This window comes from Paenibacillus mangrovi, from assembly GCF_022898935.1.
Lineage (GTDB): Bacteria > Bacillota > Bacilli > Paenibacillales > Paenibacillaceae > Paenibacillus_AQ > Paenibacillus_AQ mangrovi.
Window position 1 is genome coordinate 759,245 of record NZ_JALIRP010000001.1, and the last position, 26,996, is coordinate 786,240.

At 44.3% G+C, this 26,996-nt stretch carries 30 protein-coding genes; 28 read left to right on the forward strand and 2 right to left on the reverse strand.

Annotated elements, in window-relative coordinates; all coding sequences use genetic code 11:
- Positions 1–170: 170 nt before the first annotated feature.
- The 10 genes from MUG84_RS03485 to MUG84_RS03525 all read left to right on the forward strand — a co-directional run bounded on the left by MUG84_RS03485 (position 171) and on the right by MUG84_RS03525 (position 7,188).
- Entirely contained in the window at positions 171–1,430 is a 1,260-nt protein-coding gene (locus tag MUG84_RS03485; protein ID WP_244719982.1) for a serine hydrolase domain-containing protein, read from the forward strand.
- A gap of 184 nt (positions 1,431–1,614) precedes the next feature.
- Positions 1,615–2,058, forward strand: coding sequence for a cupredoxin domain-containing protein (locus MUG84_RS03490; RefSeq protein WP_244719986.1), 444 nt, complete (start codon positions 1,615–1,617; stop codon positions 2,056–2,058).
- Positions 2,031–3,284, forward strand: coding sequence for an anaerobic sulfatase maturase (locus MUG84_RS03495; RefSeq protein WP_244719989.1), 1,254 nt, complete (start codon positions 2,031–2,033; stop codon positions 3,282–3,284). Before MUG84_RS03490 ends, MUG84_RS03495 begins: the two co-directional genes overlap by 28 nt.
- Positions 3,285–3,448: 164 nt before the next feature.
- Complete coding sequence (locus MUG84_RS27200; RefSeq protein WP_280521125.1) at positions 3,449–3,583, forward strand: hypothetical protein; 135 nt, start codon at positions 3,449–3,451, stop codon at positions 3,581–3,583.
- Positions 3,584–3,672: 89 nt separating this feature from the next.
- Entirely contained in the window at positions 3,673–4,137 is a 465-nt protein-coding gene (locus tag MUG84_RS03500) for an SRPBCC family protein (RefSeq protein ID WP_244719993.1), read from the forward strand.
- Between the two features lie 19 nt (positions 4,138–4,156).
- The gene (locus MUG84_RS03505) at positions 4,157–5,044 is read left to right on the forward strand and encodes an aminoglycoside 6-adenylyltransferase (protein WP_244719996.1); all 888 of its coding nucleotides are present in this window, start codon (positions 4,157–4,159) and stop codon (positions 5,042–5,044) included.
- Between the two features lie 36 nt (positions 5,045–5,080).
- A complete protein-coding gene (locus MUG84_RS03510; RefSeq protein ID WP_244719999.1) occupies positions 5,081–5,485 on the forward strand; it encodes a DUF6508 domain-containing protein in 405 nt (134 codons plus the stop codon).
- Between the two features lie 540 nt (positions 5,486–6,025).
- The gene (locus tag MUG84_RS03515; protein ID WP_244720003.1) at positions 6,026–6,460 is read left to right on the forward strand and encodes a GNAT family N-acetyltransferase; all 435 of its coding nucleotides are present in this window, start codon (positions 6,026–6,028) and stop codon (positions 6,458–6,460) included.
- A gap of 47 nt (positions 6,461–6,507) precedes the next feature.
- The gene (locus MUG84_RS03520) at positions 6,508–6,993 is read left to right on the forward strand and encodes a hypothetical protein (RefSeq protein WP_244720006.1); all 486 of its coding nucleotides are present in this window, start codon (positions 6,508–6,510) and stop codon (positions 6,991–6,993) included.
- Between the two features lie 66 nt (positions 6,994–7,059).
- Entirely contained in the window at positions 7,060–7,188 is a 129-nt protein-coding gene (locus MUG84_RS03525; protein ID WP_244720009.1) for a zinc ribbon domain-containing protein, read from the forward strand.
- A 178-nt stretch (positions 7,189–7,366) separates the two neighbouring features.
- Here the strand turns inward: MUG84_RS03525 and MUG84_RS03530 are convergent, their stop codons facing one another.
- Complete coding sequence (locus tag MUG84_RS03530) at positions 7,367–7,963, reverse strand: TetR/AcrR family transcriptional regulator (RefSeq protein WP_244720012.1); 597 nt, start codon at positions 7,961–7,963, stop codon at positions 7,367–7,369.
- A gap of 226 nt (positions 7,964–8,189) precedes the next feature.
- On the opposite strand from MUG84_RS03530, the gene MUG84_RS03535 reads away from it, so the two are divergent.
- The 18 genes from MUG84_RS03535 (at position 8,190) to MUG84_RS03620 (ending at position 26,298) form a co-directional block, all read left to right on the forward strand.
- Complete coding sequence (locus MUG84_RS03535; RefSeq protein WP_244720015.1) at positions 8,190–8,834, forward strand: DUF1295 domain-containing protein; 645 nt, start codon at positions 8,190–8,192, stop codon at positions 8,832–8,834.
- A gap of 14 nt (positions 8,835–8,848) precedes the next feature.
- A complete protein-coding gene (locus MUG84_RS03540) occupies positions 8,849–9,307 on the forward strand; it encodes a GNAT family N-acetyltransferase (RefSeq protein WP_244720018.1) in 459 nt (152 codons plus the stop codon).
- Positions 9,308–9,500: 193 nt separating this feature from the next.
- Positions 9,501–10,526 (forward strand): LacI family DNA-binding transcriptional regulator, encoded by a 1,026-nt coding sequence (locus tag MUG84_RS03545; protein ID WP_244720021.1) that lies wholly within the window; start codon positions 9,501–9,503, stop codon positions 10,524–10,526.
- Between the two features lie 146 nt (positions 10,527–10,672).
- Positions 10,673–10,960: a hypothetical protein gene (locus MUG84_RS03550; protein WP_244720024.1), complete on the forward strand. Its 288-nt coding sequence runs from the start codon at positions 10,673–10,675 to the stop codon at positions 10,958–10,960.
- A 50-nt stretch (positions 10,961–11,010) separates the two neighbouring features.
- A complete protein-coding gene (locus tag MUG84_RS03555; protein WP_244720027.1) occupies positions 11,011–12,021 on the forward strand; it encodes a serine hydrolase domain-containing protein in 1,011 nt (336 codons plus the stop codon).
- A 23-nt stretch (positions 12,022–12,044) separates the two neighbouring features.
- Positions 12,045–12,302 (forward strand): DUF2164 domain-containing protein, encoded by a 258-nt coding sequence (locus MUG84_RS03560; protein ID WP_244720030.1) that lies wholly within the window; start codon positions 12,045–12,047, stop codon positions 12,300–12,302.
- A gap of 108 nt (positions 12,303–12,410) precedes the next feature.
- Positions 12,411–13,406, forward strand: coding sequence for a phosphotransferase enzyme family protein (locus MUG84_RS03565; RefSeq protein ID WP_244720033.1), 996 nt, complete (start codon positions 12,411–12,413; stop codon positions 13,404–13,406).
- Positions 13,407–13,418: 12 nt separating this feature from the next.
- Positions 13,419–13,877: a VanZ family protein gene (locus MUG84_RS03570; protein ID WP_244720036.1), complete on the forward strand. Its 459-nt coding sequence runs from the start codon at positions 13,419–13,421 to the stop codon at positions 13,875–13,877.
- Between the two features lie 34 nt (positions 13,878–13,911).
- Positions 13,912–14,658 (forward strand): class I SAM-dependent DNA methyltransferase, encoded by a 747-nt coding sequence (locus tag MUG84_RS03575; RefSeq protein WP_244720041.1) that lies wholly within the window; start codon positions 13,912–13,914, stop codon positions 14,656–14,658.
- Between the two features lie 88 nt (positions 14,659–14,746).
- Positions 14,747–15,085 carry a YrdB family protein gene (locus MUG84_RS03580; RefSeq protein ID WP_244720045.1) on the forward strand — a complete coding sequence of 113 codons (339 nt, stop codon included), beginning with the start codon at positions 14,747–14,749 and terminating at the stop codon, positions 15,083–15,085.
- Positions 15,086–15,214: 129 nt separating this feature from the next.
- Positions 15,215–16,129 carry a homoserine kinase gene (locus MUG84_RS03585; RefSeq protein ID WP_244720062.1) on the forward strand — a complete coding sequence of 305 codons (915 nt, stop codon included), beginning with the start codon at positions 15,215–15,217 and terminating at the stop codon, positions 16,127–16,129.
- Between the two features lie 216 nt (positions 16,130–16,345).
- Entirely contained in the window at positions 16,346–17,287 is a 942-nt protein-coding gene (locus tag MUG84_RS03590; RefSeq protein ID WP_244720066.1) for an ABC transporter permease, read from the forward strand.
- Between the two features lie 13 nt (positions 17,288–17,300).
- Positions 17,301–18,230, forward strand: coding sequence for a carbohydrate ABC transporter permease (locus tag MUG84_RS03595; protein ID WP_244720086.1), 930 nt, complete (start codon positions 17,301–17,303; stop codon positions 18,228–18,230).
- A gap of 85 nt (positions 18,231–18,315) precedes the next feature.
- Positions 18,316–19,815: an ABC transporter substrate-binding protein gene (locus tag MUG84_RS03600; protein WP_244720089.1), complete on the forward strand. Its 1,500-nt coding sequence runs from the start codon at positions 18,316–18,318 to the stop codon at positions 19,813–19,815.
- 174 nt (positions 19,816–19,989) lie between these two features.
- Positions 19,990–21,741 carry a sensor histidine kinase gene (locus MUG84_RS03605; RefSeq protein ID WP_244720094.1) on the forward strand — a complete coding sequence of 584 codons (1,752 nt, stop codon included), beginning with the start codon at positions 19,990–19,992 and terminating at the stop codon, positions 21,739–21,741.
- Entirely contained in the window at positions 21,726–22,481 is a 756-nt protein-coding gene (locus MUG84_RS03610; protein WP_244720099.1) for a response regulator transcription factor, read from the forward strand. Before MUG84_RS03605 ends, MUG84_RS03610 begins: the two co-directional genes overlap by 16 nt.
- Positions 22,482–22,515: 34 nt before the next feature.
- Complete coding sequence (locus MUG84_RS03615) at positions 22,516–24,042, forward strand: ABC transporter substrate-binding protein (RefSeq protein ID WP_244720102.1); 1,527 nt, start codon at positions 22,516–22,518, stop codon at positions 24,040–24,042.
- Between the two features lie 183 nt (positions 24,043–24,225).
- Positions 24,226–26,298, forward strand: coding sequence for a DUF5054 domain-containing protein (locus tag MUG84_RS03620; RefSeq protein ID WP_244720107.1), 2,073 nt, complete (start codon positions 24,226–24,228; stop codon positions 26,296–26,298).
- A 91-nt stretch (positions 26,299–26,389) separates the two neighbouring features.
- On the opposite strand, the gene MUG84_RS03625 is transcribed toward MUG84_RS03620, so the two are convergent.
- Positions 26,390–26,983, reverse strand: coding sequence for a TetR/AcrR family transcriptional regulator (locus MUG84_RS03625; RefSeq protein WP_244720110.1), 594 nt, complete (start codon positions 26,981–26,983; stop codon positions 26,390–26,392).
- Positions 26,984–26,996 lie beyond the last annotated feature (13 nt).

The window sequence follows — 26,996 nt, forward strand, 5'->3', positions numbered from 1 at the left end:
TATTACGTTCACACAGGACGCGTAGTATCGGTTGTGAAATCGGAATATGAGATAAATTCACGAGGAGGTGAAGTTATATATTCTGTGTGGTGCTTGTTTGATTAAGAAACCTTAATAGGACATCCGGTTGGCACACACCATTTACAAATCATTTGAAGGAGCGAGACAAAATGAAGAAAAAGGTTGTAAGTTTGTTTGTGGCATCTGCATTACTTCTTAGTTCGGCACTGATTGCTTCAGCTAATGCAGTAGAACCTGAGAATAGCGCTCTTGCAGCTAAGCCTGCACAGTGTAATGATCCGATCAGCGATACTTACGATGTATCTAAGCTTGTCACAATTCTTGATGAGGATAAAATGCCTTGGAATTTTGTTCATATGGATCAATTTCTACCTCATTCTATCATTCAAAAGGGTAGTAAGGTTCATCCGTTTAAAAGGGGTAAAATTGTTGATCTTAGCACTCTCACCTATAAGTTCAAAGGTGAAACTCGCAAGTTCACGGATTTAATGAAACGCAGTAGAACAAACGGTCTTCTTGTAATCAAAGACGGTAAGATCGTAAACGAACAGTATTTCAATGGCAACGGTGCCTGCACCCGCTTTACAACTAATTCAATAGCGAAGTCCTACGTTTCTACCCTTGTAGGTATCGCAGTAGATGAAGGCAAAATTAAGAGTATTGATGACATCATCACCGATTATGTTCCTGAGCTTAAAGGTTCAGGCTACGAGGAGGCGACAATTCGCGATGTCCTTCAAATGTCTTCAGGGGTAGATTGGGACGAGGATTACAGCAATCAAAATTCGGATATCTGGCGTATGTTTCAGGATGTAGTATTCAATAAGATGCCGTTTAAAGACTTTATTAAAGACTTGCAAGGCGGCCGACCGCATACGTTCAACTATAAGAGCGTAGATGCTCAGGTTCTTACTTTTCTTGTAGAGAATGTTAACATGAAACCACTGCATGAGGTATTATCCGAAAAGCTCTGGAAACCGCTCGACATGACAAGTGATGCTTACTTGAACCAAGATTTAAACAATAACGATTTGGGTTTCAGCTTCATCAATGCACCACTTCGTGACTTGGCTAAACTAGGTCAGCTATTTTTGCAAGATGGCAAGTGGAGAGGAAAGCAAATCGTTTCCGCAAAATGGGTAAAAGAAGCAACAACACCTGTTGATGCGGATTTACAGCCTAATGTCGCTTACCCTCACTTTGGCTATCAGTATCAGTGGTGGGTTCCGGAAGGAGCAACATTTGGTCATGAGTTTTCAGCTATGGGATTCAATGGCCAGTATATTTACGTAGACAAAGATGCAAAGGTAGTCATCGCTAAGGTTTCTGCTGATCCGGAAGATTCAAATGATTACGAAGAAATAACCGCTTTTAGAGAAATTGTAAAAGCGGTATCGAAAAAGCAATAACATTTGTGAACCTCTCTAAAATAGGGAGGTTCTTTTGTGTTCTCACACCGAAGCGAAAAGGTGAACGATTCGTCCGACTTTTTTTACATTTGTTCCCATTTGGTTTATATTACGTTCATCTAGAGCCCGTAGTATCGGTTACGAAATCGGATTTGGAAAGTTAAATCCAAGAGGAGGTTAGTTAATGGTCTGGTTGTTGGTTCAGTTTGCGACGACGATCTTATTGGCTGTGTTTGCGGTCATTGCTCGTTTGGCGGCGGCCGCGCCACGCTGGGTATTCCCCGTCCAGGTGCCAGATCGGATGAGCATGGCCGGCCATGAGCACGGTCATACCGGTAGTACCGCATCGCAATCCGTGAGTGTCGCCGAGTTGACTGGCCCCAAAACCGGGACGCCCGATCGGTCTTTTATCCTTGAAGCGAAAAAAACGACGATTACGCTGCCGTCAGGTGATAGGAAAGAAGTCTGGACCTACAACTGGCAAATTCCCGGACCGGAATTCCGCGTGAAAGAAAGGTATGTTAGGGGAGTGATGTTCATCACTCCTTCCGAAATGGAGAACATATACAATGATTCCAAATACGAAAAAGGGAGAATCGTATGGAATCATCTTGTTCGTCAAGCGTAGGCAGATCCATCGGCGTATTATGGAAAACGGTTTCAGAAGATTGCAATCTTGCATGCGATTATTGCTATTTCAGTACCTGCGGGGGCAAGCCAGGGAAGACGATCAGGAAGATTGACCCCACACTGCTGGAGAAGTTTATCCAAGAATATATGGCTCTATCTAATGGAGTCGCTTCATTCGCATGGCAAGGGGGCGAGCCGCTGCTGGCAGGTCTTGATTTCTTCAAGGAGGTCATCGCTTTGCAGGCAAAGTATGCTCCTCCAAATACCATCATCAGCAATTCCTTGCAGACCAATGGGACATTGATTCATGAGCGATGGGCCGAATTTTTCAAAAAATACAATTTTCTGATTGGCGTTAGCTTGGACGGACCTCAGGAGATTCATGATCAGCGCAGACTGGATTCGCGGGGCAATGGCAGCTTCGATAAGGTTATGAACGGGATCTCCCACTTGCGCCGTCATCAGGTGGATTTTAATATTCTTACGGTCATCCATAAAGGGAATGTAGGAAAGAGCAGGGAGCTTTTCAGGTTTTATCAGCAGGAAAATTTCGGATTTGTTCAGTTTATACCCTGTATGGAGTTCCATTCCAAGCACATTGAACAGGTGGGTGTGTATGAGATCACGCCGGACGAATATGCAGACTTTCTATGCTCTGCGTTCGATTGTTGGTACAATAACGGAACCCCGATCATTTCCGAGCGTTTTTTTGACAACATGCTTAGCGTTTATGTCCATCGCGAATCAGAAATGTGTACTCACCGGAGAACCTGTTCACAAACGCTTGTTTTGGAGCAAAACGGCGATGCTTTTCCATGTGATTTTTATATACATCCTGACTGGAATCTCGGAAATGTTGGAGTCGACCCTCTAACGGACATCCTGTCTCATCCATTACATAATGATTTCATTCAGTTGAAGCCGAGGCTTCCGGAAAGGTGCAAAACATGTCCATGGCTTGATTTGTGTTATGGGGGCTGTCCTCGCAGCCGCAAATGGAATGATTCCATGCAGGAATCTGAACCGGATTATTTTTGCTATAGTTATCGGCAGGTATACGCGTATGCCCATGAACGAATGAAGGCGCTAGAGGAGCGGGTACGAAACAATTTTTTTCAGCAAGGGGTTAACCTCTATTACAATGGTAAAAATCCCGGAAGAAACGACGCCTGTGCTTGCGGCAGCGGGTTGAAATATAAACATTGCTGTATCGATTTAAATTAATAGGTGATCTGCAAGCTATTCATTTTTAACTCCCTTATGCTTTTTTGAAGGGAGTTTTTTTTCATATGGTGTCAATAACTTCACGATCTATCCTCCATATTATGTTAAAATACCTAAATGCATCAGAGAAAACAATGTTGGTAACGTGCATAGGAGGATACATAATGGATTTATTAGTAGCTGTCGTTGTGGTCATCGGATTGTTTGGAATAATCGGCAACCAATACTCTGCACTTCGAAGAATGGAAAGAATGCAAAAAACATTGGAAGAGATCAGAGATGAACTTAGAGCAAAATAATATTTTAATAGGAAGAGCAGGTACTCTGGCAAAGGAGTTAATCAAATGACGATTCAACACAGAGTTTTACAGAATAGGAGCCATACTTGATGATTATCGTTACCACTGAAATTCTCATTCATGTTCCTATCGATGTCTGTTTTGACTTGGCAAGGAATATCCATCTTCACACGCAAACGGTATGGAAGCATACCAAGGAAAGAACAATCGAGGGAACGACGAAGGGCATAATCGGCGAAGGCGAATATGTGACCTTTCAAGCGACTCATTTTTTGATTAGGCAAAAGCTGACTTCACAAGTTACCGAGTTTCGAAGACCCTATCTTTTTACGGATGTTATGGTACGGGGTGCGTTTAAGAGTTTACGGCACGAACATACTTTTGAAGATGTACACGGAAAGACTTTAATGAAGGATAAGTTGATTTTTGAAGCTCCCTTCGGTGTGATTGGATGGATGACTGAAAGACTCATATTAAAAAATTACATGAAGCGTTTTCTGGAGTACCGCAATCAGCAATTGAAAATATTTGCGGAAGAGATTGGCAAAAGGTGATTTGGATGGGGTGAAATGGATGAGAACAGAAAAAGAAATGTTTAATCTTATCCTTAACATTGCACGCGAAGATGAGCGAATCCGCGCTGTGTATATGAATGGATCGAGAACGAATTCCCATGCTCCAAAGGATATTTTTCAGGATTATGACATCGTGTACGTCGTTACGGAGACAGCTTCCTTTATCCAGGATGAAGCGTGGGTTCATGTATTTGGTCATTTGCTTATGATGCAGGAGCCTGATAAAAATAACCGGTCTGTCGGTGCCGAGATGGATTTTGACCGATCTTACGGATATTTGATGCTGTTTACCGATGGGAATCGGATCGATTTGCACATCGAAACGCTAGATTCCATGTTGGAACAATACTCAAGCGACTCTCTTACAATCCCGCTGCTGGATAAGGACGGCTGCTTGCCGCCAATACCTGATGCAACAGATACGGATTATCATGTGAAAAAGCCAAGCGAAGCGCTGTTTATGAGCTGTTGTAATAACTTTTGGTGGTGTTTGCAGAACGTGGCAAAGGGGATCTGGCGGGATGAGCTTCCTTATGCGAAGCAGATGTTTGAGCAGGTGATCCGAGCTACGCTGGATGAGATGGTATCTTGGTGGATCGGGTCCAAACATGATTTCGGAGTGTCTGCGGGAAAGATGGGGAAATACTTCAAAATTTATCTTCCAGAAGAATACTGGAACATGTATAAGAAGACGTATGCGGAAGCCAGTTATGAAAAGATGTGGAGTTCTGTATGGGTGACCTGCGACTTATTCCGTGTGTTAGCCCATGAGGTAGCAGATCACTTGGGATACATCTATCCCGTTCAGGATGACGTGAATATGTCTAGTTATCTCAAGCATGTGAGTCAGCTACCGGCCGATGCAAGAAAGATTTACGAATCTTAAACTGGACGCGGCCATTGCAAGGAAGGAGGAGGCACTTTGACAAGTAGTGCAATCATAACCCAAACCGAAATCAATCAACTTCTTGTATATCTGGAGTTTTTCCAGGGACCGTCCGGTACCTTTTACAAGGAAGTGAACGGCTGGAGATGTGAGGTGGATACGCTTATTGCTTTTCGAAAGGCGTTGTCGGATACCGGTTTTACTATGGTTTTCGATTGGGGAGCGTGGATCCGGGAACACGAGATTTACAGAGATATAGAGCGGGATATCGAAAAAGAGATCATGAATGCCGATTTGGAAACGTTACGAAAGCTGGTAACCAGCTATGTACGTGGTGACCGCTTTAATGAAGGGCTGTTTCTGGCTGTCGCAATGAGCGGTAAAATCAAACAGATTTTATTCAGACTCCGCCAAATATCTGCTGAGACTCCAAACAAATAGCCTAAGGATAGCCACGTGATGAATTTGAACTTACCGAAAAGTGAGCTGATATGATGTACGGAGTCGTTTTATATTTTGATACAGCCACGGAACAATGGATTAAGCAGCTTTGGAGAGAGCTTAGTGAAGCGGGTATTTCAAAATACGCCGAAGAAGTTCCTGATCGAAAACCCCATCTTACGATCGCTGATTATTCGGATGTGTCATTGGTCGAATTCACAAGCTCTTTTGGATACCGCACTGCAAAATAGCTAACAGGCTGGAACAATCCAAGCTGGCGGAAGCTTTTCAGTACTGCTTGGGCAAATTAGAGGTCTTAAAGGCAGAAGTACAGCAGATATCTATCATTCAACTGGTGAATATAGAAGGTACATGCAAGCAGGTTCAAGATATGATGACCATACCATTGGCTTGAAAATAGGAGTGGTAACCCGGTTGATTCCGAGAAGAATAGATCTCTTCTTGCAGCAATTCAGGTACCCTCGTACACTATACATATCCTATCATCATGGAAATCTATGAACAGAAAGCAGGAGAACGATGGTTACGATTAAGCATATTACTGAAGAGGATCTTACGGCGCTGAGCCGTTTATATGAAGAACTGATGGGAATTTCCACAGATGAAAAGCGTTTAACGCAGGTATTCAAGTCTGCTGAAGCGAGCGGTAATTATCATATCTTGGGCGCTTTTTATGAAGGAGAGCTAGCTGGATCGTTAATGGGGATTGTTTGCCTCGATTTTGTTGGGGACTGTAAGCCGTTTATGGTCATTGAAAATGTGATTGTGTCCGATCGAATCCGCAGACAAGGAATTGGGAAAAAGCTGATGGCGGGAATTGAACAAATCGCACGGGATCATGACTGTGGCTATATTATTTTCGTGTCAGGTGAGAAACGTAAGGAGGCCCATCAGTTCTATGCGAAGCTGGGTTACAGGGACGAAAAGGTAGAAGGCTTCCGGAAGCTTTTGTAGCAGGCTTTTGAACATGAAATCATTTGGACATCAAAAGGGGATTGGTTATGGGGAACCTGACATTATTTCGTTTTAATGGTACCGAGAAACACCGTCTGGTTGAAGCGAGAGCCTATGCGACGTACAAGGGCCAAGGCGATGATCAGAAAGTGATGCTTTGGTTCGAAACGGAAACCGATCCGGAGCCGCTGGTTAGTCTTCCTGACCCGGACGAATTACAAAATAACCCCGATGCCGAGATTACGGTGTATCTTGATCAGCTGGATTTGAAGCACTTTGGTGTGCGGGAATTCGAGCTTGAATCGGGTTATAACGAAGATGGCAGCAGCCTTGACGCCAGGCTCTATTATTTTGAACATCAGGAAGTTCATCATAATACGGTTCGAATTGAATATAAGGGAAATGGTTTTTTTCATGTCCAGTGGTGCGGAATGACGATGGATGTGAATTATTACGATGGTAGTAGGCCGGATACCCGACTGGAATTGGAGGGGGACTTCTTTTTCGAGGAATATGAAACATGGCAGAGCTGAGATGAGGCGCGGGAGTTGGAATGACAGACAAACGGTTATAACGATCTTTCTGGAGGGGTGAATCCAATGATTCACCATTTTCTGTTTGTATCCTGCACGCATTGCGGTTTTGTGGAGATCTATAATCCCGATGTGCTTCGCGGTTACAAGTCCGGCACACTCAGCACCCTGATGGATATTTTATTTGGAAGATAAGTAGAGAAAAATATTGGGGACTATATCAAACTCAAACTTTTACATAATTCCAAATAAAGTTGTACCGGTTGCAAAAAAGTTGTACCGTTCTACCCCTTTGGTTATGATCAGCCGAAGGGGTGTTTTTATATCCAAAAGTCTGCGAAATGAGGTGGACGGTCAATTTCTCGATTTTGTCCTACTTCTGCTTCTCCCCGACCAACCCATAGAAAAACAATTCCATCAATTGATCCATATTCCTCGTTATGCGTTCTTGATTCGACGCTTCCCAATACCGACCCAGCTCATTTTTGAACATCGTGAAATACAGCATAATTACTTCTTCTGTTTGATCTCTATGAATGTAACCCTCTTGCTTTCCGATCGCGACAAATTTTATGAAAAATTGCATGACTTTCTGCTCAGTATAGCTATCTAGCCTTTGCATCAATCCACTCACCTCAGAGAGTGGGGATTTATGGAAATTATCCGATAAAATTTGTAGAGTTTTAACTTCCTGCAGCATGATTTCCTGCGTCTTTTCAGGAAAGGAACACGCTGAATCCAGAATCTTCTCATACTGCTCCAACTGTTTGTCCATCCAATTCATAAGCATGTCGGTATAGAGCTGTTCTTTTGTTCCAAAGTAGTTATATATGGTAGCGGGAGAAACCATCGCATTTTGAGCGATCTCATTCACGCTTATCTTCTGAAAACCATATTTAGAGAACAATTCAAATGAGGAGCTGTATATCTGCTCAATTTTGTTCTGTTTCCGCCGTTCAAATCCGTTCATTTTCTCCACCTCACTTGTAGTGTAGCTCAAGTTTTAGAGTAAATCAATAAAAGTAGTACAAATCTATTGAAATCTCAATTTTAGATAGTTATAATAATTTTATAGTGAAACAGTATATACAGTACATATTTTGATTATTCAAAATGCTGTTCGCAAACATTAACTTGGGATAGGAGATTGCTTGTATGAAATATCATAGTCTCAAACAAGAGAGGAAGAAAACAACATGTATGGCATAAACAAACAAACAACAAAAGAAAAAATCTTCATATTGATTGCACAGATCGTATATTTGATCGCTTCCTATTATTTGCTTTTTATTTCTCATGAAAAAAATTATAGTTCTATAGGACTGTTTGTAGCATTAATCATTACATGCTTAAGGCTGACTGCGATGATGTTCATTTGGCTACCGAGAGGTATTGGATGGAAGGAAGCGATAGGCAACAGTACCGCATTTGCAATATATTTTTTAGGATTTCCCATTTTAACTGTAATGAGTAATCAAGAGAGTAATATGTTTTTATCTATTGCAGGCTGGGTGATCTTCCTTGTTGGAAGTATTTTAAACACAGCTTCAGAATTACTAAGAAAACCATTTAAAGATAATCCTTTGAACAAAGGAAAGTTGTACATAGGCGGGTTATTTAAATATGCAATTCATATTAATTATTTCGGAGACTGCCTTTGGGTATTAGGCTTAGCTTTAATATCAAATAATTTTTATAGTTTACTTATTCCTGTCGGCTTGTTTTTATTATTTGTCACGAGTTATATTCCAAATGCTGATACATATTTACAAAATAAATACGGAGAACAATTTACAGCTTATAAAAAGGATACCAAAAAATTAATTCCATTTATTTGGTGACGAGGAGAATCTAGATGAAAAATAATGTTGTTGAATATAAGAAATTGCAAAGAGCAGATGACTCTAAGTTTTCTCAGTTGGTGCTTTTGTTTAACAAGGAATTTGAATCACCGAATTTGAATTTTGTGAATACGAGAAATATCAGTAATCTTTTGATTAATCCTAAGTTTGTATGTTTCGTAGCTTGTATCGATAACAAGATTGTAGGAGGATTAACTGCATACGAATTAGAGATGTATGATCAGGAGGGATCCTCGATGTATATATACGACTTGGCGGTCGGTAAAGAGTACCAGCGTAATGGAATTGGAAGCAGGTTAGTTCATGAAATAATAGATCTTTGTAAGTCGAACGGCATTAAAGATTTATTTGTTCAGGCTGATGGGGTTGATCAACATGCTATTGAATTCTACAAGAAAAATGGTGGTGAACAGTCAAAAACATTTCAGTTTTCTTTTAATTCACTAATTTAGATTGACGTTTAATAAATCACCCGCTAATGTGATAGATATTTCCAAAAAACCTTCCGGAACCGGAAGGTTTTTTGCCTTTCTTAACACAAACTTATCTTTCTATTGATTTAGCGATAACAATCTTTATTTATGATAAAGATAAACGTTGCCGGAAACGTTTTTGAGCATGATGCAAAAAAGGAGAGTATGGCTAATGACAAATATCAAAGATGTTGCAAAGTATTTAGGCATATCCGTTTCGACCGTTTCAAGGGCTTTAAATCATTATCCGGATGTGAGCAGGGCGACTAAAACCCAAGTCATGGATGCTGTCCAAGTATTGAACTATCGGCCGAATGCCGTTGCCAAAGGTTTGATTCAGAAAAAGACTTTTACTATAGGTTTCATGATTCCAGATATTTTGGACCCGTTTTTCCCCGCTTTGGCAACCGCCGTAGAGGAGACTCTGTCCGTACACGGTTATCAGGTGGTATACGGCAGTACGAATCGGGATCCTGCAAAAGAAAAGCAGTTTATTGCTAACGCCATCTCACGCCAATTTGACGGACTGATCATCACACCGGGTGTTTTGGATGATGAAATGATTGCTTTAATAAAAAGCTTGCAGATGCCGGTGGTCTTTCTCCGGAGAAGAACGCCGGAAGGGCTTAATGCGCCCTATATTGATGTGGACCATTATCATGCCGCTTCGGCAGCCGTGCGTCACTTAATCACACGAGGCCACCAGCGGATTGGTTTTATTTCTTTGCCGGCTAACTCCATTACAGGTTCCGAACGGATGCGTGGGTATATGGATACGATGTCTGCTTACGGACTCATGCCGGAGCCAGTCGGAATCGTCGAAGGCGGCCGCACCATCGAGCATGGACGTGACGCGATGGAGAAGCTGTATCATAGATGCCCTAACTTGACAGCGGTGTTTGCAGCGAACGATCTGCTGGCGATTGGGGCCATGGAATGGCTTTATATGAATAAAATTACGGTTCCGGAGCAGATATCGGTGATGGGATTTGATAATTTGGAGTGCGCAGACTTTCAATGGATTCAGCTGACCACCATGGAGCAGCCACGGGAGGAAATCGGAAGAAAGAGCGCTCTAACTCTTCTGAAATTATTAAAGGATCCCAAGCAGACTCCGGTTTCTGAACTTATTGAAGCGAAGCTGATTGAGCGAAAGTCGATTTTGAACCTGAATGCCGTTCCGGTAGGAAGATCGTAATTAAGCCGAAAATAATTTCGTGAACATCTTGCGAAGACGTTTTCCAATGGGAAGACGTTTTTTTTTGCAGTCTACGGTGCACTTGGTAAAAATATACTGTACAATACGTATGATTAAGGATAGATATTCGTCAGGAGGGACTTAAGTTGGAAGCTCGGGATTCCTTTTATCAGCTGTTTTCGTTAACGGAAATGGGATTTAAAATCATCAGCTTGTTGATTATACTTATAATTGTAATCGGTATCATATCCATATTTGTCTATCGTAACCGGTTATCGGGCAAAAAGATCATGTTCTTTGGGGCAGAGCTGATCCTGCTTGGATTCATTTTTAACGTTATTCAGGATTTCAAAATTTATATGCCCAGTCTTAGTTTCATTACGATTCTGCTTGGGGCGCTGGTCAGTCTGATTGGATTGGTTAAAAGAGATTGATAGCTGGCCCGCACTCTAGCAACATGATTCTTACAATCTAAGAGAAAGCGGTGACTGTTGTGAAAGGAATAGGTACAATTCATGAGTTAATAGAGGGCTGGGTTGCAGAAAAGAAAATACCCGGCGCTGTCATCGATATTCAGGTGGGAAATAAACAGAAATGGCAGGCCGCATACGGGACGGCATCGCTAGATACGATTTTCGATGTGGCATCCCTTACCAAAGTCGCTGTCACGCTGCCGGCGATCATGATGCTGGTTCAGTCCTCTAAGGTGTCGCTGGAGGATCCGGTTCAAAAATACATTCCGGAGTTCCGTCATGCCGAAGTGACCATAGAGCATTGTCTGAGACATATATCAGGCCTGCCTTCGGGACTTCCGGGTTCCAAGGAACGTTACAGCAGCATCGACATCCAGCAAATTCTGACTCTGGATCTAGAATTCAGCCCCGGCGAGCGCGTGGAGTACAGCGACTTGGGTATGATTCTTATCGGCTGGATCATTTCCCGTTTGACAAAGCAGCCGCTCGATGAATATGCCCGTGAAGCTATTTTTACGCCACTGGGGATGATCGATAGCTATTTCAATCCACCAGTGAGCCTGCGCGGACGGATTGCTCCCACAGAGTGGGATGGTACGAAGTATTTGCTGGGGGAAGTACATGACGAGACATGTTACCGTCTTGGGGGAGTGGCTGGAAGCGCAGGTCTGTTCACAACCGCTCAGGATTTATCCAAATATGCAAGAGCCTGGCTCGAGCCGGAGCGGTATTCATTCCTTTCCCGCGAAACGGTAGATGCATGTACAAAGTCGGTTTATAAGGGACGCGGCATAGGCTGGCAGGTACATGAGGGTCCCGATTCGATGATGTCCTGTGGAGCACATTGGCCGGCAGGCAGCTTTGGGCATACCGGTTTTACCGGTACAAGTCTCTGGATTAATCCTGTGAATGATATGAGCGTCGTATTTCTGACAAATGCCGTTCATTTGGGCAGGGATAACGTGCTGAGAGATTTGCGGCCGATTTTGCATGATACAATTATTAAGGCTATTGTGGAATAGATCATACAGGAGGTGTATATCAGATGATTTCGATCAAATTGCCCAAAGAACAAAAAGAGGAGATCGTCAGAAGCGTCCAAGCTTATTTTGAAGAGGAGCGTTCCGAAAGCATAGGTCAGCTGGGAGCGGAGCAGTTCCTCGACTTCATGATTACCGAGCTCGGACCTTATATTTACAACCAGGCTATCGCAGATTCAAGAGCATTGATCAATGAAAAAATGGCTCAAATCGACGATGAGTTCTACACTTTGGAGAAGCCTATCCAAAATCGAAGAAGGTAAAATCCTCTGAACATCCGGCTGCTCCTGCCTTTATTATTCCAAAATATCGGGCGGTAGCAGTCCGGATGTATATTTAGTAGATTGGTAGTTTAACAGGAGTGAAGCACTATGGAAAAGGAAACCAGAGAGCTGATGAATGATCAGCTGCTGGCGGAAGCTGCACAATTGTACGGCCTTTCACAGCAGGATTTAACATATATCGGCGGATTCCAGAATTTCGTATATGAATATGACAAAGGTGGGAAGCCGTTTATTCTCAGAATCACTCACAGCTCCCATCGGGACATGCATGCTATTCATGCTGAGCTTGACTGGGTGAACGATCTTGTACGCTATGGGATATCCGTCAGCAGACCGGTTCCGAATGATCGTGGCAAATTTGTTGAAGTCATCCATTTGGATGATTCCGAGATGTTCATTGCTTCCTTTGAAAAAGCGCCCGGTAATAAAATCTTTTATCCCGAATGCATGAATAACGACGAGCTTTCTGAAAAATGTGGTGAACTCACAGGCCAAATTCATGCGTTATCCCGAAATTATGCTCCGGCAAGCACTTCAAGGAAGAGGCATCATTGGATGGATAATGAGTACCTGAAGCATGCACATCGATACATACCGGACGAGCAGCAGCAGGTGCTTGCGAATCTTGAGGAATTAAAACAGCAGATCCACAGACTTAACCAGCGTGATGAAACTTACGGGCTGATTCATGGCGATATCAATGTCGGCAACTTCTTCGTGGACGGCGAAATCATTACTCTATTTGATTTTGACGAATGCCAGTACAGCTGGTTTGTAGAGGATATCGCGATCCAGTTATTTTATATGGTTTATGTCGTTTTGGATGATTCACTTGAAGAGAGGCATGTCCAAGCACGGCGATTTTTGGAGCATTTCCTGAAAGGTTACGAAAAACATTGCTCCATTCACCCAGATGAACTGCATCACTTGGAACTTTTTTTAAGACTAAGGGAATATATCGTTTATGTGGGAATGTACCGGAGCTTTGATCTAACGAATCTGAATGACTGGACAGAGACGTACTTGCGGGAAAGCCGAAGCAGATTGGAAGCCGGAATACCGATCGTACAGCATTTGTTCTAGCGGGTGACAGATTTGAAAAATAACACTGATAAAACCTTAAAGGTTGTTGCTTGGTTTCTTTTTACCGGGTACAGCCTTTGCCTGTTGTACTGGATGTTTCGCGGATTCGGCCGTTCTTCACATGCGGAAATCCGGGTGAACCTGGTGCCCTTCAATACGATTTTTAGTTATATCTATAACGTCAACCGGTATAACATAGGAACCACGATTATTAACTTGGCGGGTAATATCGGGGTGTTTATACCCTTTGGTGTGCTGTTACCCTATATTTTCCAGAGTTTTAACAGATATGGTGTGTTTTTGGCATGGTTCACGGGTTCGATCATTGTGCTTGAATTTCTGCAAGCTATTCTGAAAGTGGGTATAGGCGATATTGATGACATTATTTTAAATGTGGTGGGTGCTTCCACAGGATTTGTTATGTATCGGTATTTTTCTTCAAAGTCATGCAGCGGCGAGCAGAAGTTTTGAAATACAGATGACATGAAATTTAGGAGGAAAAATCGTGGAATACAGAGGCTCCGGATTGTATGATGACGAGCTGTTTTTCAATAGATATCAGGAGAGAAGACGCTGGAGCGAAAATGCCAACGACACCATCGAAAAACCGATCATTTTGCAGCTGATTGGGGATGTGACCGGGCGTAAGGTTTTGGACCTGGGATGCGGGGACGCTTCGTTTGGCAATCATCTCCTTGATCTTGGTGCAGCCTCGTATACTGGAATTGAAGGATCGGAGAATATGGTTGCAGCAGCGGAAAAGACATTACACAGAGCGAATACAAGCATTATACATACGACCATTGAGGAATGGGATTTTCCGGATTCGCAATATGATCTAGCCGTATCCCGGCTTGTGCTGCATTACATACAGGATATCGAATCGACCTTTAAAAAGGTTTATCAAACTCTAATAGACGGTGGTAGCTTCGTTTTCTCGATTGAGCATCCGGTCATTACATCTTCTTACGGGATTCCGCGGGAAGACGGGATGAAGCAGGATTGGGTCGTCGATCAATATTTTCATACAGGAATTCGTAAGCAGACGTGGCTTGGAGCAGCCGCAACCAAATATCACAGAACGATCGAGGATATCTTTTCGGCTCTTCAGCAAGTGGGCTTCCATGTTAAGAATCTACGGGAATCCAGACCGGATCAAGCGAATTTCGAGAATATCGAAACATACGAGCGCCGGATGAGAATCCCCTTATTTTTGTTCTTTAGCGCAGAAAAGAAGCAGGTCCATTTCTGAGAAGGGAAGCCGCATGCACATTGAGCCATTGAGCTGACGATTTAATCAACCATTCTGTGGATGGAAGGCGGTGGTCTATACGCTTAAAATGTTAAACCTTTTATTGCGCTTCATATTGGAGCTTGTCTTGCTGTCTTCCCTTTGCTACTTCGGATTTCATGTTCAGACAGGCTTATTGATGCAGTTCGTCCTGGGGCTGGGGCTGCCTGTACTCGCGGCATTCGTATGGGGGTTGTTTGTTTCGCCCAAAGCCTCGATCAAAGTTCCTTTGCCTGTCGTGCTTTTCATTGAGGCTGTTCTGTTCGCGGCAGCCGTGGTATGCCTCATCAGCTCCGGGTTTACGACGTTTGCCGTCATATTTGCCTTACTTTCGGTCATCAACCGAATTGTGATTTTAATGTGGAAACAGCAGAGCTTCGTTAATTAAAAAAGGATGTGTTATCAATATGTTATTTCCGGTATCCTACTCTACATTATCGGATCATGCCATAAATGAGTTTTTACAAAGTCAATACGGTCTCAGTGAACAATCCCGTACTTCCTACCTTTTGCGGGGATGAATGATACTTACCTAGTTGTCACCCCTGAAGAGAAGTACGTATTTCGGGTGTATCGAGGTGACTGGAGGACAAGTGAGTCCGAGATCACTTTTGAATTGGAGCTGCTAGAGCATTTGGACCGGAACGGTATCAGCGTATCGCTTCCGGTTTCGGACAAGCAGGGAGAATCTGTTCAAAAGCTCCAGGCACCAGAAGGCATCCGGTATGCAGTACTCTTTACGTTTGCGGAAGGCTCTGAGAGAGGGATCGACAGCGAGGGAATGAGTAGAGGTTTCGGGCGGGCCGTGGCCGAGATTCACTTGAAAAGCGATTCTTTTCAAAGCACACACAGCAGACAGGAGCTGACGCTGGATTATTTGATCCATCAAACATTGGATGCAATTCAGCCGCATATGGAGCATCGCTCACAGGATTTTGAAGAGCTCAAACAGATTGCGGCAAGTATGGAAGCGAAACTGCAGGAGCTTGATCTGAATGCAATGGATTGGGGCATCTGCCATGGAGACCTGCACGGCAATACGAACGTCAGCTATGCCGATGATGGAGCGATGACGCATTATGATTTTGATCTCTGCGGCTATGGCTGGCGCGCTTATGACATCGCTGAATTCCGGCTTGCCAGGGAGGTCCGATTGGGCCATGATCCGGCTCAGCTGGAACGGCTGTGGAGTGCTTTTCTTCAGGGGTATCAGTCCGTACGGAAGCCTGGTGAGAACGACCTTAAAGTAGTGCCGGTGTTTGTGGCCGTCCGACAGCTGTGGTTGTTCGGCTTATGTCTGAAGGATCCGCATATCAATGGCAGCATTGATTATGGCGATGACTTTATCGATGAAAAAATGCACTTTTTTAGGAATGTACCTGTGTTACAAAAAGAGATTGGTGTAGTGCAAGATAATTTAGATTCTCAATGAGCGGCATAGGCCGCTCTTTTTTTGTTTTTATAATTGAATCATTTGAATTTTTCTTCACCTAGTTTTGTTTTGGCTTGAATATTATAAAATTGTTAAAAAAACTAACGTTTTTTGACTGTGGTATAACGTTTGTTATCTGGAATTATGAGAGAGATTTTTCTTACAATTAAGTTATTCAAAACAATAAAATCAAACGGAAGGGGTGACTGAGTAAACATGAAGAAGTCTGAACGAAGGCACCTGCGGACGCGCTGGCGCAAACAGGATACCGAACTGACGCTCTTGGCGTTACCAACTACCGTATGGTACATATTGTTTTGTTTCCTGCCGATGTTCGGTATCATTATCGCCTTCAAGGATTTCAAGATATCCGGGGGGTTTCTGAGCAATGTTTTTAATAGCGCTTGGTCCGGTTTCAAAAATTTTGAATTCCTGTTCAAATCGAATGATGCTTGGATTACCATCCGCAACACGCTTGGATATAATTTTCTGTTTATTATCCTCAATATCGTGATACCCGTTATTTTAGCGCTGATGATCGGTCGGCTGCACAGTCGCAGAGCGGGCAAAGTCTATCAGACCATGATGTTCCTGCCTTACTTCCTATCTTGGGTAGTCGTTTCCACAGTGGTTTGGGCGTTTTTAAGCTTTGACAAGGGCATCGCCAACCAAATGCTCACCCAGATGGGAAGCGAGCCTATGAATTGGTACATGGAGCCTCAATACTGGCCATTGTTTCTGATTTTTATGCATGTTTGGAAGGGCTTAGGCTATGGTATGGTTGTATATTTGGCGACCATCACTGGCATCGATAATACGTACTATGAGGCGGCCGTTATTGATGGCGCTTCCATTTGGCAGCAGACGAGGTTTATTACACTACCTTTGATGAAGCTGGTCATCGTGATGATGTTCATCTTGGCCGTAGGCCACATTTTCTACACGGATTTTGGTCTGTTCTATCAGGTCCCGCGCGATTCCAATTCCCTATTCAACGTAACAACCACCATAGACGTGTTAGTGTATAAACAGCTCAAAACCGCTACAGTAGGTATGGCCTCTGCTGCCGCTTTTGTACAATCCGTCATGGGCTGTTTGACCATTCTGCTCGCCAACTGGATCGTTCGTAGAATAGATCCCGACAGCGCGATGATGTAAAGGAGGTGGGGCTATGGCATCGATAGCTAAAGATCAGACGGGTCTTGATAAATTCAACCGTGTTGGCAAAGGAATCAATGTGATGTTTCACCTGATTTTTATCCTGCTGGCTCTATTATGCGTGGTACCTCTGCTCGTTGTCCTCTCCATTTCATTTTCCAGTGAGGATTCCATTCGCCAAGCAGGATATCACATGATTCCAACTGAATTTTCCGCCGAGTCCTATAGCTATATAGCCCAGCAGGGAACGATGATCTTGCGGGCGTTAGGCGTATCCGTATTCGTTACCGTGGTTGGCACGGTGTTGGGCGTATTACTGACTACCTCTATGGGCTACGTGCTCTCGCAGCCGAATTACAAACTGAAAGGACTCCTGACCTGGGTGGTATTCATCCCGATGGTGTTCAACGGCGGCTTGGTTTCTAGTTACTATATCAACGCGAATCTGCTAGGACTTAAGGACAGCATTTGGGCGCTTATTCTCCCTCTAGCTGTTTCATCCTTTAATGTTATCATTTGCAAAACCTTTTTCAGAAGCACCATTCCTGATGGCCTTGTCGAATCTGCAGAGATTGACGGCGCGAGCCAGTTACGCATTTTCTTTTCGATCATATTGCCCATATCTTTGCCGGTCGTGGCAACCATTGGACTGTTTCTATGCTTTGCATACTGGAATGATTGGTTCCAATCGATGCTTTATATCAACAATCAGAATCTGTATTCTCTGCAGGCCTTGCTGAACAACTTGATGAGCAACGTGGATGCGCTTGCACAGAATGCATCCAGCATGGGCGTCAGCTACGCTACGCTCGTGGCCACCATGCCTAAGGAGACCGCTCGCATGGCAATAGCAATCCTCATTGTATTACCTGTAGCCTGTGCGTATCCCTTCTTCCAGAAATACTTTATTTCTGGTTTGACCGTAGGCGCGATCAAAGGCTGACCTGAAGTAAACCATGTTTGATGGTTTATCATAACATCACAGTGTATGCATACGGTAGAACCTATTCAAAAGGGGGCAAATATTTGTGAAAAGGTCCATGAAGTTTCTATCCGCATTCTGTATGATGATGCTCTTGACGTCAGCTCTTGCAGCCTGCGGCAGTTCTAAGCCTGAGCCTAAGTCTGAAGGAGATGCCGCTTCCAACCCACAGACGGATACCAAGAAGTCTGCAGATTCTGCTGAAGTTCCTACGTTGGTGTGGTGGACCATTGGGGGGCAAATGCCTGAGAATTTTTACAAGGCCATCGCGGCTATGAACGATTACACCGCCGAGAAGATTGGTGTGAAGATCGATATTAAAGTGGCAAGCTGGGGAGAATGGGGCACCAAGATCAACACGATTGTGAATACCGGAGAACCTTTCGATATTATGTTTACGAACAACACCAAGTACAGTCAGCAGGTGAACATGGGTGCATTTGCCGACATCACTGACCTGGTGCAAAGTGAGGCACCTGATTTGTATAAGCTCATCCCCGAAAAGGTATGGAATGGTACCAAGATCGATGGCAAGATTTATTCCGTTCCTACCTATAAGGACTCTGCTATGACGCAGTACTGGGTATTCGATGATAAATATGTACAGAAATATAGTATTGATCTTAACAACATCAAGACCCTGAAGGATCTTGACAAGCCTTTTCATGACATGAAGGCTGGTGAAGGCAAGAGTTTCTATCCGGTGTCATTGACCCAAGGAGATGGTTTTGCCGGTTTCCTGAATGAATATGACGATCTAACCCTTGGTCTTAAGCCTATTGGCGTCAAGTTCGACGACTCCTCCCGTAAGGTTGTCTCTGTTCTGGAGCAGCCTGAGGCGATGGAAAAGCTAAAGCTTCTGCACCAATGGTACAAGGACGGCATCATTAATCCAGATGCTCCTACCAAAAAAGAGGCGGATAAGGGTCGCCCGTTCTTTAGTGCCCAAGCGTTTCCTGGTGCGGAAGCTAACTGGCAGATTACGGAGGGAGTTCAAAAGTACGACATGGTGCAGACTTTTGGCCCTCTGTACACGACCAGTACGATTCAGGGTTCCTTGAATGCAATCTCTGCCAACTCCAAGTATAAGAAGGAAGCACTCAAGTATTTGCAGCTGGTCAATACAGATCCGAAGCTTCGCAATATGCTGGCCTTCGGCGAACAGGGTGTGGACTATGCAAATGTTGACGGTGAAAAGGAAATCGAGCGGAAAACCGATACATGGCCGCTGGCTGCTTATACACAGGGGACATTCTTCGATTTGGCTGTTACCAAAGGTGCTCCGCTAGATCAGTGGGAACAGGTTCGCAAGCTGAACGAGCAAGCAACCGCCTCATCCTGTTTAGGCTTCGCCTTAGACATTAGTAAACTTTCGACCGAGGTGGCGAATACCAAGGCCGTATGGGACAAATACCAGTATGAACTGCTTACAGGCGCTTCCGATCCAGAGAAAATGGTACCGAAGATCGTTTCGGAAATGAAGGCCGCTGGCATGGATGCGATCATGAAGGCTGCTGAAGAGCAGATTAACGCTTACTTTCAGTAAACATTAAATGACAAAGTCATCTTGAAAACTCGAACGGAGGAATCGTTTGCCGTTCGGGTTTTCTTGTTGAGATCGAATCTTTTCTTTAAAAACGCAATTGATTTTTACAAGACGACATTATATGTTGGAGTTAAGTGTTTTACGACTAAAGCCTATTGCAAAGGAGGCGCCCGCATGTGTTCTTTTTTGCAGATTAAAATATATCGCGGCAAATTCATTGCTTATACGGTATTTGTGGTTTCCATAGGTCTGGCGATTGGTGCTCTGACCTGCGTGGTGCTTCTGAATCAGTGGGTGGATAACGCCAGAAACGAGGCCGCCAGCGCTTTTATCCGTGTGGAGAATGCTTTCCAGTATGATGCTGACCGTATCGAGGCTTACATGCAGCGGGTTTACTCCAACAGTGGCTTGATGGCCGATGTTCGCTGCTTTTTGGGAAATAGTGCAGAAGGTTACCTCACGAATAGACTCCAGGATAGTCGCTATAATCAGCCTTTAGTGTCCTTTCCCGATGATGTGAAGTCCTTTTTGTACAGCGGGGGGCAGGGAGACATCACTCAGATAAGCCTGCATACCGCGCAGGATGGCAATATCGTTCGTTTTAACAGCAACGGAAATGCCAGCTTCCAGTTTCAACTCCCCAACACAGACGAAGCCTTCCGTGAGTCGATCCATAAAGGATTCGTATACCGCAAAAAATTGTCAGATCCCAATCAGATTTCTCGCGAGCTTGGCGAATTTCGTTTCTTGGTCAGCAGTGACCGGATATTCAAGTACGTTCAGAATTACCGAGTAGACCAAGCTACCATAATAAGTACTTCTGGTGAAGCGTACCTCATCAAGGGCGGAGATCACAATACCGAGGAGCTAGCAAGGCAGGCGGTGGCGGAAGGACGCAGACAAGGCTATCTTTCTACGGGCGGTTTTAACGGTGTTTTTTTCGTCACTTTTCCCTCCACCAAGTTTGATTATCAGTTCGTAGGCATGATGGATCTAGGCTTACTTATACATGATAAAGCGGGCGTACTTTTCACTGTGTTTCTCATTGTATTGTCAGCCATGATTAGCGTGCTGGTGCTCATTATCTACAATTTGAGGGATGATGCCAAATTCCTTCATCGTATCATTCATTCCATTGGACGCGTGAAAACCGCGAATTTTACACCGGAGACACCTGCACACTATCGACGAAACGAATATGGTATGATTGCTCGGGAATTGGAAGACATGGTGCGTCAGCTTGATAAACACATTCGAACCGAATATTTACTAAAACTCAAGCAGCAAGAGACAGAGATGAAAGCGCTTCAGAACCAGATCAATCCCCATTTTTTATACAATACGTTAGAGGCCATCCGCTCAACAGCTCTTGTAAATCGTGATGTTGACACCGCTGACGCTATTTCCACCTTAGGTGCTCTGTATCGAGACATTGTGAAACATGAGAACATCATTTCCATCGGCAGGGAACAGTCTCTACTGCAAAAATACCTCAAAATCATGGAGTTTAAATACCCACATCGTTTTTATTATCAGTTCAACGTGGACAAAGCGCTTTTATCTTTACCAACCGTAAAATTCTGGATGCAGCCCCTAGCGGAGAACTTTTTTGTGCACGGCTTTAACCCGGGCAATGAGTTCAACCTGCTAGTGGTAAATGGATGGGAAGCTGGAGAACACTTCGTTCTGGAATTCGTGGACAATGGCAGATGGATTACGGAGGAGCGTTTGAAAGAAATCAGGCACACTTTATCTCGCAAGGATGATACTCCTATGAAGAGCATTGGTCTGCTTAATGTGTATTCTCGACTGCATTTTTTCTATGGGGAGGGTTTTTCCATGGAGATTGAAAATAACGAGGAAGCCGGTGTTAAGATTTCTGTAATCATTCCAAAGGAGGTCGCATTGCAATGTACAAACTTCTGATTGTGGATGATGAGCCTCAGATTTTGGAGGGAATGAAGCGAACCCTGGATTGGGAACGGTATGGCTTCGGCTGCATCGAGACCAGTGAAACCATTGAGGACGCTATTTCTAAGGCCGTGGATTTATATCCGGATGTAGCGATCTTCGATGTATGTATCGGCAAGGACCGAGGTTATGATGCCATTTGCAGGCTTAACGAGCTGGGCCTTCCAACAAAATATATCATCATGAGTGGCTACAGTGAATTCGAGTACGCCCAAGAGGCCATTCGTTGCGGGGTGAAGGACTACCTCCTCAAGCCACTGAACCGTTCAATGCTGCAAAATGTAGTCGAAAAGATTATTGTAGAAGATCTGCATGGCACAATTGACGGTACGGAACGTGACGACTTAAACACAGATCCCGTGCTGGGTGTTCGCTACGATTGCCTGTCTAAACTGACCAACCGTATTCTCCTGATGATTAAGACAGAATATGCCCAGAACATTACATTAAAAATGGTAGCCGAGCGCTTCCGTATGAATGGAACATACCTTGGGCAACTGTTTCTGAAGGAAACGCAGATGAAATTTTCAGAATATTTAATGGCCTATCGAATGCTTCGCGCACGCGAACGTATTCAGTCTACCGAAGAAAAGATTGCCAGTATCGCCCTTTCCGTTGGATATCCTAACCTGAGCTACTTTTACACTCATTTTCACGGCTACTTTGATAAGTCACCATCGGATTTAAGGAAGTAGGAATCGTGTAAGCAGGGCGGAAAGGAGACATGGTATGGGACAGCAACAACCCTTTGGTCTCGGCCGTATCGTCATGTGCCTTGTGCTAATCGTGGTGCTGGCCACTTCTTTGGCCGGGTGCTTTTTGTCGACTGGCAATGGCGAGCAAGCCCAAGTTGCCGTAAATACGGTGAATCTGATCTATTATACGATTGGGGAGCCGGACAAAGATCTGAAGATGGTAAATGATAAAATCAACGAGATTTTGGCTAAAAAAATTGGCGTAACCGTTACTTACAACAAGGTAGGGTGGCAAGAGTATGGAGACCGGCTAAACACCATGGTATCAGCGGGCACTCCCTTTGATATCTCTTTTGCTCCGGAATATGCAACCTACATCCAACGCGGCGCATGGCTCAGGCTGGATGATTATCTCTCTAGCGTGGGGAAGGAAATGTACCACGTTATTGACCCTATTTTTTGGGAAGGGGTGCGTATAGACAATGGCGGCATTTACGGCGTACCGACCAACAAGGAGCTGGCTACGCAGGAGCAATGGATGTATCCGGATGCACTCGTGAAAAAGTACAACATTGATATATCCCGATATAATACCTTAAAGTCTCTGGAACCACTGTTTCAGATGATCAAGCAAAAGGAGCCCGCTTATCTGCCTATGGAACTGGACAAGGACTCTCATAACTTTTTCGCTTTGGATGGCTACGAATATATCATCGATAAAAAACTTCCTCTCATGGTGCGTTCCCAGGACCATAACTCTTCGGTAGTGAATATCTTCGAAACAAAGGAAGCAAGACAAGTTCTGGATACTCTTCGGCGTTATTACATGGCTGGTTATATCAATGAAGATGCCGCCTTACGGGAAAAGCAGGGGCTTCAGAGAGGTGAGCGAGTATTCTGGAAAGCCGCAGGAGGTGGACCTCTCTCGGAAAACAGCTGGAGTAAGGATCGCGGTTATAAGGTTGTGGCCCACCCTGTAACCCCTACGCTAGTTACTACAGAGTCCGTCCGAGGAGGCATCATGGCGGTCAGTGCAGATACCAAGCACCCCGTGGAGTGCGTGAAGTTTCTAAATGTATTGAATACAGATCCAGAGGTGCGCAATCTGTTCAATTACGGTATTGAAGGCGTGCACTACACCTTAGATCATAATGGTCAGGTGGTGCCTATACGCCCCAAGGATAAAAACGGTGATCCGATCCCAGACGCACCGCCAGACTATGCGGGAGTGCAGTATACCCAGGGGAACTGGTTTATCCTCAAGACGATGGGTGGAGATGTCCCGGATCCTTTGAACAAATGGGATCAGTTTCGTATATCCAACAGCAGTGTCATTAAATCGAGCGTGCTAGGATTTACACCGGACTTATCTCAGATGCCTATCCAATTACAGAACATACAGATGATCTGGGAGAAATATTATCCCAGCCTGATGACCGGTAGTGTGGATGTGGATACGGAATTGCCCAAGTTCAATCAGGAGCTTAGAAAAGCAGGCATCGAAGAGGTGCGGGCTGAGGTACAGAAGCAACTCGATATCTGGCGCGCTGCACATAAATAGCGCACATCTGCAGATAAGTCATAATCGGTTCATTAAAGTTTTTTGTAAAAGGCATTGTCGTAGGAAGCGTGAAAGAGTAGTATTTGGATTATATAGACAACCACGTCCGACTCACAAGCGATTAGGTGTTACCCTACGATGAGTGACGGATGAACAACATGACGCATTGGAGGAGAAGCACAAATGAGTACAATTAAAAGAGTCCATGTCATTTTCAAAACCCATCTGGATATCGGTTATACACATCTTGCACAAGATGTCGTCGATCGCTACATGAACAGCTTCATCCCGCAGGCTCTGGATTTATCGGAGAAGCTTGCGGAGGAGGAAGGACCCGTCAAATTCGTATGGACGACAGGTTCATGGCTGATCAAGCAATACTTGCAAACAGCATCGGAGCCGATGAAGGCTCGTATGGAGGAAGGGATTCGCCAAGGCAGAATCGTATGGCACGGTCTACCGTTTACGACACATACAGAGCTTATGGATGATCGGCTGTTTGAGCACGGGCTTTCGCTATCGAAAGATCTGGATAAAGCGTATGGACGAACAACAATTGCTGCTAAAATGACGGATGTTCCCGGTCATACGATCGCGATGGTTCCGATGCTGGCGAAAAGCGGTATTCAATATTTACATATCGGCGTTAACGATGTATCCAAAAATCCGAGTGTACCGAAAATGTTTGTGTGGCGGGCAGCGGATGGCTCCGAAATTATTGTGAATTATGCTGATGCTTATGGTAAGCCTTTTCATCTGGAGGGTATGGAAGATGCGTTGTACTTTGCTCATACGCATGATAATTTCGGTCCTCCTAAATTGGAAGAAGTGAAAGCGCTCTATGAAAAACTGCAGAGCGATTATCCGGGCGCCGACATTGTAGCGTCAACCATGGATGCCTACGCGGAAAAGCTGCAGGCTGTGAAGCACCGTTTGCCGATTATTACCGAAGAAATCGGTGATTCCTGGATTCACGGCGCCACATCTGACCCATGGAAAATCGCGCGTTACCGTGAGCTGCTGCGTCTGCGCGACAAGTGGCTGGATTCAGGTGCTATGGATGCACAAAGTGAGGCATATGCCCGGTTTTGCGACAATTTGATGCTTATTCCGGAGCATACATGGGGGATGAATTCGTCCGTGTATCTTGTTGATTTTACCAACTATTCGGCATCCGATCTAGCTGCCGCGAGGAAGCGGGATGTGATCGATGATGCGAAGTGGAAGAAATTCGACTACCTCCGTAACCAAGCAGCTCCAGCTCGCCGCTTCAGCTATTATGAGAGTTCGTGGCAAGAACAGCGTGACTACTTAAACCAAGCAATCGCTGCCTTACCTGAAGCTTTGGCTGAAGAAGCGGTAAGTGCGCTTGAACAACTAACCCCTTCGATGGACGATATATCGTTTGATCAACCTGAGCCTCTTCAGATTGGTGAATGCTACGAGCTTGGGGCATTCCGTGTCGTTTTCGCTTCCGATGGATCGATCTGTTCCTTGATCGATAAAGGCGGAAAAGTATGGGCCGATGAAGAGCATGAGCTGGGCAAATTCCGATATGAAACGTTTAGTAAAGAAAGCTATGATCGCTATTTCCAAGAATATGTGACCAATTTGCCTAGACATCACGGGTGGGCAGATAACGACTTAGGCAAACCGGGAATCGAATATGTCGATCCGAAGCCAGTGCATAAGCTGTTTAAGGCGAGAATTGACAAAATGTTGCTGGATAGAAAGCCGGAGTACGACGTTGTGAATGTCGAGCTACACCTTCCGGACGACGTGTGTGAGCATCATGGAGCTCCTCGGAAGCTGAACGTCCTGTATAAATTTGAGCGCAGTGGTCCGCATATTGAGGCACAGCTGCTATGGCAAGAGAAACAGGCATGCCGCTTGCCCGAGGCGACTTGGTTCTCCTTCGCGCCGCTCGTTGATAATCCGAACATTTGGGAAATGGATAAGCTGGGGCGCCGCATTTCGCCGCTGTCTGTCGTCAAGAACGGCAATCGGAATATGCATGGGGTTCAATCCGGTTTGTATTACGCAGGCGCAGATGGCACGGCGGTCATCGAGACATTGGATACGCCAATTGTATGCCCAGGTGAACGAAGAATTCTGGAATTCGACAATACCTTCGTTCCGCTGGACCGTGGTTTTCACTTTAATTTGCACAACAACCTGTGGGGAACGAATTTCATGATGTGGTTCGAAGATGACATGAAATACCGATTCCGGCTTACGTTGCAGTCGAATGAATGAGGTCAATCCGTTTATTGTGATTGAAGAATATAAGGAAGAGGCGAAAATTGTCCTATACAATTTTCGCCTTTTTTTTGGGTAAAGATAGGACTCACTTAGATTCCTGGATATGAAGCAGATCAAGGATTACGGGCAGCATGTCCTCTATTTGAATCCTTTCGTCAACGAAGTGCTGGAGATTAATTCCATTGAACAGGGCCATCGATGTCGTGGCAAGTATCCTTGCATCAAGCGGACTTCCCACAATTCCTTCATCTTTCATGGCTTGAAAAAAATACGTGAGAAATTGTCTCCATTCCTCCATCTGCTGAATCAATCTTTCCTTTACCATGGGCAGTTCATTTGAGTTCATACATCCTTGAATTAACAGCAATGAAGATCCTTGCTTATAGGATTCTTTAAGTAAACGCAGTGAATAGTCCTTGAATTTTGCAAGCAAATTCCGATCTTTTTGTTCAAGTGCAGCCTTCAAATCATCAAAGAAAAAATCAATGCCGTCCTTAATAATTTTAAGCAAAAATTCCTCTTTACTAGGGAAGTGAGCATAGAAGCCTCCCTTGGAGTAGCCCGCATGTTTACAAATTTGATCTATGCTTGTATTTGAGTAGCCTTGGCGAGAAAATAGCTCTACTCCGGACTTCATTAACTTTTCGATCGTTTGCTGTGATTGCTCCTGATTCCCCATCCCAAATTCCCCT